Origin of the sequence: Micromonospora sp. NPDC049799, from assembly GCF_040656655.1 — a bacterium.
Lineage (GTDB): Bacteria > Actinomycetota > Actinomycetes > Mycobacteriales > Micromonosporaceae > Micromonospora.
The window spans coordinates 1-1363 of sequence record NZ_JBFAMU010000839.1; the positions used below are offsets into that span (position 1 = coordinate 1).

The 1363-nt window shown below is 76.7% G+C and carries 1 protein-coding gene and 1 pseudogene; both read left to right on the forward strand.

What is annotated here, in order from left to right:
• Nucleotides 1–1042, forward strand: a 1042-nt coding sequence (locus AB0I76_RS29945; RefSeq protein ID WP_357042499.1) for a M48 family metallopeptidase, incomplete at its 5' end; no start/stop codon positions are given.
• Nucleotides 1039–1363 (forward strand): annotated as a pseudogene (locus AB0I76_RS29950) (alpha-(1-2)-phosphatidylinositol mannosyltransferase); the annotation flags it as partial. The gene AB0I76_RS29945 and the pseudogene AB0I76_RS29950, both read left to right, overlap by 4 nt.

Consider the following 1363-nt stretch of genomic DNA (forward strand, 5'->3'; position numbering starts at 1 on the left):
GGTGGCGCTCGCGCTCGGCCTGACCCCGCTGGGCAGCCGCCTCGTCGAGCTGGCCGGGCGTCCCCTCGGCGGGCACTGGGCGGCCCAGGCGGTGCTCGGCGGCCTCGCCGTGGTGCTCGTCGCCGACCTGGTGACCCTCCCGTTCGCCGCCTGGCGGCAGTCCGTGCTCACCCGCTACGGGCTGAGCACCAACGGCTGGGGCGGGTGGGCCGTCGACCTGCTCAAGTCGTACGCCGTCAGCGCCGTCATCGGCGCGGTCGCGCTGCTGGGTTTCTACGCCGTCATCCGGCTCGCCCCGCGCTGGTGGTGGGCGTTCGGAGCCGCCGGAGCGGCCGGCCTGGTCGTCGTGCTCTCCTTCGTGCTGCCGGTGCTCGTGGAGCCGGTCTTCAACCGGTTCACCCCGATGGAGCCGGGGCCGCTGCGCAGCGAGCTGACGGCGATGGCCGCCCGGGACGGCGTACCGGTGCGGGACGTGCTGGTGGCCGACGCGTCCCGCCGCACGCGGGCGGTCAACGCGTACGTCTCGGGCCTCGGGCCGACCCGGCGGGTGGTCGTCTACGACACGCTGCTGCGCGAGGCCACGCCCGCCGAGGTGACCGCCGTGGTGGCGCACGAGCTGGGGCACGCGAAGGACCGGGACGTCGCCGTCGGCACCCTGACCGGGGCGCTCGGCGCCGCCGCGGCCGTCGTCGCGCTCTACCTGCTCGGCTCGTCGGGCCCGTTGCTGCGGCTGGCCGGCGTCGACTCCGTCGCCGAGCCCCGCGCGTTCCCGCTCCTGCTCGCCCTGGTCGTGGTCGCCGGGCTGGTCTCCGCGCCGGTGCAGGCGCTGATGTCCCGCCGGGTGGAGGCGCGCGCCGACGCGCACGCCCTCGCGCTCACCGGCGACCCCGCCGCGTTCGAGGCGATGCAGCGCCGGCTCGCCGGGATCAACCTCGCCGATCCCGACCCGCCCCGCTGGGAGTACCTCTACTCCGCCAGCCATCCGTCCACCGTCGAGCGGATCGCCGCCGCCCGCGCCTACGCCAGAGGGGTCGGCCGGTGAGCCGGACACTGCTCGTGACGAACGACTTCCCGCCGCGACCCGGCGGGATCCAGTCCTTCGTGCACAACCTGGCCGTCCGCCAGCCCGCCGGCTCCGTGGTCGTCTACGCCTCGTCCTGGCGGGGCGCGGAGAAGTTCGACGCGGACCAGCCCTTCGAGGTGGTCCGCGAGCGGACGAAGGTGCTCCTGCCGACCCCGCTGGTGGCGCGGCGGGCGGCGCGACTGGCCCGCGCGTACGACTGCGACACGGTGTGGTTCGGCGCGGCGGCCCCGCTCGGGCTGCTCGCGGCCGGCCTGCGCCGGCCGGCCGGCATCCGCCGGG